Here is a 6505-nt window from a genome sequence, read left to right as displayed (position 1 = left end):
GAGTCCATCCTGTCCGTTTCCGAAATCGAATCCTTGCAAGGAATTGCGTTGGATACGGAGTGGAGACAGAGCAGGTACAGCAGGTCCGAAGAGGTCATCGTCCATATAGAGAGCGAGCTCGGGGTTGTAGAAATAATTGAAATGAGCCGGATCCTCAGAATAAGGAGTAAGTGCATTCCAGTAGTCCTTATCACACACAGGGATGACAGCTTCATTGGTCAATGGCATTCCGATACGTGAGATCTGCACCCATTGTCCTTGCGTATTCTCGATGCCTTTGGTCGCGATATTGTCTGGATTATGCGTCAGCACTCTGATCTTCCTACGGGAAGCAGAAGCCCATACTCCAATGACGAAGTCACTGTCCAGGATTCCGTCTGCTTGAGACACATCCAATCCGTCTTTCTGCAGATTGGAAATGGGAATCTTCAATGCGATGGTATTCACATTGTAGCAGGAGACACCATCACGTGGCGCTCCGTTCTGACGTGGAGCATCACCGAGATCGAAAATTCCTCCAAGGTCAACGAAGAATGGATCATCCACAGGTCCGCAGAAGACTTTCTCTCCGGTCCACGTGTCGCGAATAGCCAGATTCACCAACTCTTCATAGGTATTGCCGGCCAGACCTACAGGTCCTCCGATACTTCTAGGGCCTATATTATAAGGAGGCACCTGTCCGTACTGCAAGATCTTCTGGAAAGTCTCACCTCCATCCGTACTCTTACGGATGTTATAGGTAGTAGAGAGATTTTCCTGACCTAATCGGATATTGAAGAAGGTGCTAGGGTCTTCGATGTCCCTCTTAAAAGTGAATCGATAGATGATATCATCACCGGGAGTACTGACGTCATTGTCAATATGGATCTCATAGCGCACATCCTCTCCGAACTGATAATAATTCGGACCACCGTTAGGCAGCTGGAAAGGAATGTAATTAGCAATGATGGTGATATAGTCCGGATCATCCGGGCTTCTGAAAGCATATAGATCCGTGTTGTCTGCTAAGGGATCATTAGCTATGAACGGAGCTTCTCTATGACTGGAAGCATCTGCATCAAAAGGGATGATGAAGGTAGCTGCAATCAAGAAAAGACCGAACATTCTTAATATGTAAAGTGATTTGTTCATGGTCTATGTTTATTGATTTTTGAACGATTGTCGCTTGTAGCTACGGGAGGAATAACAGATCGGATTGCCCCAGCTCTGATTTTCTTAGAATAGGTGCCGATCACCGATCGTATATCACGATCTAGAAGCAGGAAAAACTGATTGATGAATAGTGTATCTACACCGTGGATAAATGCTTGGTAGAATTCTGGATCCATGTGTACCTTACCGCATTCAGAACCAATCTTAGTGTACCTTTGACACCATGAAAAAGACCCTAGGTCAAGTCCGTACCGTCATACGCAATGTATACCCTCAAGTAGCAGGAGGGAAGTACGCCATCAAGCGTGTGGTGGATGAGACCGTACAGGTATGGGCCGATGTCTTTGCCGATGGTCACGATGTGGTCAGAGCAGCCTTGGAGTATCGCCATGAATCCGACACTAAATGGAGTGAATCACCGGCCGAATCCATAGGCATGGATCGATGGACGGCCCAGTTCCAAGTGACCCGTCAAGGTCGTTATGAGTATCGATTCATCGGCTGGACGGACTCTGCCTTGTACTGGCTCGATGGCTTGATCAAGAAGGCCGATGCCGGAGTGGATATCGAGTTGGAGATCGAGGAAGGTCGTCCCATCATCACACACCTCATCCGTCAGGCGAGCAAAGAAGACAAGCCCTTTCTCAATGAGGCCAAAGAAGCTTTCTCCGCCAAGGGCTCACGCGAAGATGCCTTGACCATTGCCAGTAGCCCGCGCTTCTCTGCCTTGTTGCATGCCCATCCCAAACGACCTTTTATCGCTCGCAGCGAAACCTTTCCTGTCTATGTAGACCGTGAGAAAGCGCGATTCAGTACTTGGTATGAATTCTTTCCGCGAAGCGCAGGCGATAAGGAAGGAGTACATGGCACCTTGAAAGATGTCATCAAACGTCTTCCACGTGTTGCAGAACTCGGATTCGACACGCTGTACCTCCCACCCATACATCCCATAGGTGAGATCGATCGTAAGGGAAAGAACAACACCACAGTTGCAGCAGATGATGATGTAGGTTCCTGCTGGGGCATCGGATCCAAGCATGGAGGACATACTGAAGTACATCCCGACCTAGGAGCGATCCAAGATTTCAAAAGACTGGTCAAGGAGGCGAATAAGCTAGGGATCGAGATAGCCATGGACTATGCCTTACAAGCAGCACCTGACCATCCGTGGGTGACAGAGCACAAGGACTGGTTCAAAGTACGACCGGATGGAAGTATCCAGTACGCTGAGAATCCGCCTAAGAAGTATCAGGACATCTTCCCGATCAACTTCGAGACCAAGGACTGGAAGGCCATGTGGGATGAGTTCCACGCCATTCTGGTCCATTGGATAGATCTAGGCGTTAGGATCTTCCGTGTCGATAATCCGCATACCAAACCCTTTGGTTTTTGGGAATGGATCATAGCGACCGTAAAGGAGGAATATCCGGATGTACTCTTTCTGTCAGAAGCATTCACACGTCCCGCAGTCATGCAGGAACTCGGTCAATTGGGCTTCACGCAGTCCTACACCTATTTTACGTGGAGAAACACCAAGCATGAACTTATCGAGTATATCCATGAGTTGACCTCGGGATTGACCAGCGAGACTTTCCGACCCAATTTCTGGCCCAATACTCCGGATATCAATCCATGGTCACTGCAGAATCCGGATGAACATCAATATCGCATCCGCTATTTCTTGGCCGCTACCTTGAGTTCCAACTGCGGAGTCTACGGCCCTGTCTATGAACTCATGGATCACCAAGCGGTATCCGGTAAGGAGGAGTATTGGAACTCGGAGAAATTCCAATTGAGGCATTGGGACTGGAAGGCCCGCAATGCGATCACCGAGACCTATACGAAGGTCAACCAGGCCCGTAAGGATCAGCCCGCACTCCAGCAGACCAATCACATCGAATTCGTTCACATGGCCAATGAGAATCTCATGGCCTATCTGAAGACAGGCTCAGACGGATCTCAGGTGCTCTGCGTGGTCAATTTGGATGGACATCATCCACAGTCTGCCCAGCTCGAATTGAATCCCGAAAGATTGGGCAAGTCCTATGATGAATCCATCCACCTCAAAGATTTGATGGATGGTAGTACGTATGAGTGGCGAGGGGATTCACACTATATCCAGCTGGACCGAGAACATCCTTTCCATCTATTCGCCCTATCTTGAAACAGATGAACTGGAAGAGACTGAGCAAGACCGATCCAGACCTGCTGCTTCTATTGGAAGGGCCGGTGAGGAAGTATGTGCTCAAATCCCGATGGTATGGTGGTAAGGCCAGCAATGACAAAGCCTTCTTTGCCGATCATCTACTTCCACTGGACGATGGAAGGTCGCGTTATTATCTCTTGATCCTCGAGATTCTGTACGAAGAGGGCTTCGTACACAACTATCTGCTACCACTGGCCAAAGTCTCTCCAGAGAAAGTGGAATCGAAAGATGGTGTCATCTGTCCTTTTCCGGAGTCAGATGATCTACTGATCGATGCGGTGCATGACCCCGGATTCAGACGAGCACTCTTCCGTAAGATGAAGAACGAGCGCAGAGTCAGCTTGGAAGGAAGCCAACTCGAGATGCAACGTGGGAGATCCCTCAGGAGTTTTGACATACCCGATCGAATGAAGAGCAGATTGCTTGGGGTTGAACAGAGTAATACGTCCATCATCTATGAAGATGCCTTCATCCTGAAACTGTATCGCAGACTCTTCAGGGACAGCAATCCGGATATCGAAATGGCCCAGTTCCTGAGCGAGCGAACTCGATTCAAGAACATACCTGCCTTTGCCGCTAGCATTACGTGGACCCGTCCCAATACCTATGAGATCTCGCTCGGAATGATGCAAGAACTCATTCCCAATGATGGCGATGCCTGGGCATGGATGCTGGAGCAATTAGACCATGCCATGGACCGGGTAGATATTGAGACGATGGAGATGTGGCAGAGGCGGCCATATTCGCTCGCAAGAATCTTAAAGAGGTCCCCGACTTGATCAGCTCATCATTCCAAGCAGGCTTCTTCAAGCACATCCAGCAGTTGGCCAAGCGCACGGCCCAGATGCATATCCACGTGTCCAGTGACCCTTGGGACCGTCATTTCTCCAAACAATCATACAATGGAGATTATTCCGTCTGGTTGAAGAACCGGATCATGTATCAATTCCAAGCGCGCTACGCTCTTCTGGATAAGAGTGTTTCTAAACTTACAGACCTGGCCAAGGAGTATGCGCATTTCTTCCAACAGCACAAGACCCTGATCCGAAATCTGATCTTCGCCTTTGACGAATCACGCCTCAGCAGCCAACGTATCCGGATTCATGGAGACTATCATCTGGGGCAGGTACTGGTCAATGAAAAAGACTTCTATATCCTGGACTTTGAAGGAGAACCAGAGAGCACCGTACACGACCGAAAGGTCAAGCAAAGTCCTCTGAAAGATGTCAGCGGTATGTTCAGGAGTTTCCATTATGCCATCTATTCCACCATTCTGAAGCGTGACCTTCAGGTCAAGAAACGCAGCGAATTATTCGAGGTGGGAGAGAAGTACTATGGATGGATATGTGCGGTATTCCTAGATACCTATCTGAAGACAATCTATAAAAGTGAATTGAATCTGGGCTACGAGCACGAGATAAACTATCTGCTCGAATACCATCTCCTGGAGAAGGCGATCTATGAACTGGGCTATGAGCTCAACGCAAGACCTTCATGGGCCATCATACCGCTGAGAGGCATCTACACGATCCTTCATCAGAATCACGCTAAAATGCTTCCTGAAAAGTGAATACCACCAGAAAGAATAGGATCATCCCTCATAGTCTGTTGACCGAGTTCGACATCGATCTGTACCGCGCGGGCACCCACTATAGGATCTATGAGAAGATGGGAAGCCACCTCACGGAGCATGAAGGAATTAAAGGCGTCTACTTCTCGGTCTATGCACCAGCAGCAGACAGGGTAGAGGTGATCGGGGATTTCAACTACTGGGATGGCTCACAGTGTTCCTTGCATGTACGCTGGGATGGATCGGGTATCTGGGAGGGATTCCTGCCCGAAGCTTCGCATGGTCAGCGCTACAAGTACCGCATACACTCTTCTCACGGCATATTCGAAAAGGCCGATCCATATGCGCGCTATGCAGAGCAACCACCAGCCACAGCATCGATCATCTGGGAAGAGGAATTCAAATGGTCAGATAAGACTTGGATGGGCAAGCGCAAAGACAAGAACGCCCTTGGAGCGCCATTCAGCGTATACGAGATCCATCCAGGCAGCTGGAGATACAATGTGGACGAGAACCGCCCTCTTACCTGGGCCGAAATGGCCGAACAACTGCCTAGCTATATAGATGAACTGGGATTCACACATGTGGAATTCATGCCGGTCATGCAGCATCCGTATGCTCCCAGCTGGGGCTATCAGGTAAGCGGATACTTCGCACCTGACTCGAGGCTAGGAAGTCCTGAGGACTTCAAAGGTCTGGTCGATGCTCTGCATAGAGCAGGTATCGGAGTCATCTTGGATTGGGTGCCATCGCATTTTCCAGAAGATGATTTCTCACTCGGTAGATTCGATGGAACCTGTGTCTATGAGCATCCGGATCATCGTAGAGGATACCATCCCGACTGGAAGAGCCTCATCTTCAATTACGGCAGGAGCGAGGTCAAGTCCTTCTTGATCTCCAATGCCCTCTATTGGCTCGAAGAATTCCATATCGATGGATTGCGGGTAGATGCCGTGGCGAGTATGCTCTATCTCGATTATTCCCGAGAAGACGGGGAGTGGGAACCCAATCAATACGGAGGCAATGAGAATCTCGAGGCCATTGCATTCTTGAAAGAACTGAACACGGCAGTATATCAGCACTATCCCGATGTGCAGACCATAGCGGAGGAATCCACCGCTTTCTCAGGCGTGACCCGCCCCGTGCATCTAGGCGGTCTGGGATTCGGTATGAAATGGATGATGGGATGGATGCACGATTCACTGCAGTACTTCTCACGTGAGCCTGTACATCGGAAATTCCATCACAACGAGATCACCTTCAGTCTGGCCTATGTATTCACAGAGAATTTCATGCTAGCCATCAGTCACGATGAAGTGGTCTATGGGAAGAAGAGCCTCTTGGACAAGATGCCTGGAGATGCCTGGCAGAAACGAGCCAATCTCCGTGCCTATCTGGCGCTGATGTTCGCTCATCCCGGGACCAAGTTACTCTTCATGGGATCCGAATTCGGTCAATGGAACGAATGGGACTTCAGTCGAAGCTTGGATTGGCATCTCACAGACTACGCAGATCACCAAGGCATCCAGAAGCTGATGAGTGAGTTGAACTCCTGCTATAAGAAATCCCCCTGCCTA

General features: G+C 49.3%; 5 protein-coding genes. 4 read left to right on the top strand and 1 reads right to left on the bottom strand.

Translation table 11 applies throughout. The features are described from left to right. On the bottom strand, positions 1 to 1104 hold a 1104-nt coding region (locus HKN79_04660; protein ID NNC82848.1), incomplete at its 3' end, for a DUF4331 domain-containing protein. 271 nt (positions 1105 to 1375) lie between these two features. Between HKN79_04660 and HKN79_04655 the strand changes: the two genes are divergently transcribed. The 4 genes from HKN79_04655 to glgB form a co-directional block, all read left to right on the top strand. Continuing rightward, positions 1376 to 3316, top strand: coding sequence for an alpha-1,4-glucan--maltose-1-phosphate maltosyltransferase (locus HKN79_04655; protein NNC82847.1), 1941 nt, complete (start codon positions 1376 to 1378; stop codon positions 3314 to 3316). Between the two features lie 5 nt (positions 3317 to 3321). Further along, entirely contained in the window at positions 3322 to 4137 is an 816-nt protein-coding gene (locus HKN79_04650) for a hypothetical protein (protein NNC82846.1), read from the top strand. After that, entirely contained in the window at positions 4134 to 4928 is a 795-nt protein-coding gene (locus HKN79_04645; GenBank protein NNC82845.1) for a hypothetical protein, read from the top strand. The genes HKN79_04650 and HKN79_04645 overlap by 4 nt, the downstream gene beginning before the upstream one ends. Continuing rightward, positions 4925 to 6505: 1,4-alpha-glucan branching protein GlgB (gene glgB / locus HKN79_04640; protein ID NNC82844.1), on the top strand; the 1581-nt coding region annotated here is incomplete at its 3' end. The genes HKN79_04645 and glgB, both read left to right, overlap by 4 nt.

This window comes from Flavobacteriales bacterium, assembly GCA_013001705.1.
In the GTDB taxonomy this organism is placed as follows: Bacteria; Bacteroidota; Bacteroidia; order Flavobacteriales_D; family JABDKJ01; genus JABDLZ01.
This window is presented reverse-complemented; position numbering and strand designations above follow the sequence as displayed.

Coding starts and splice junctions, on each gene's coding strand:
- HKN79_04650 (NNC82846.1), top strand. CDS start 3,322: ATGAACTGGAAGAGACTGAGCAAGACCGATCCAGACCTGCTGCTTCTA.
- HKN79_04655 (NNC82847.1), top strand. CDS start 1,376: ATGAAAAAGACCCTAGGTCAAGTCCGTACCGTCATACGCAATGTATAC.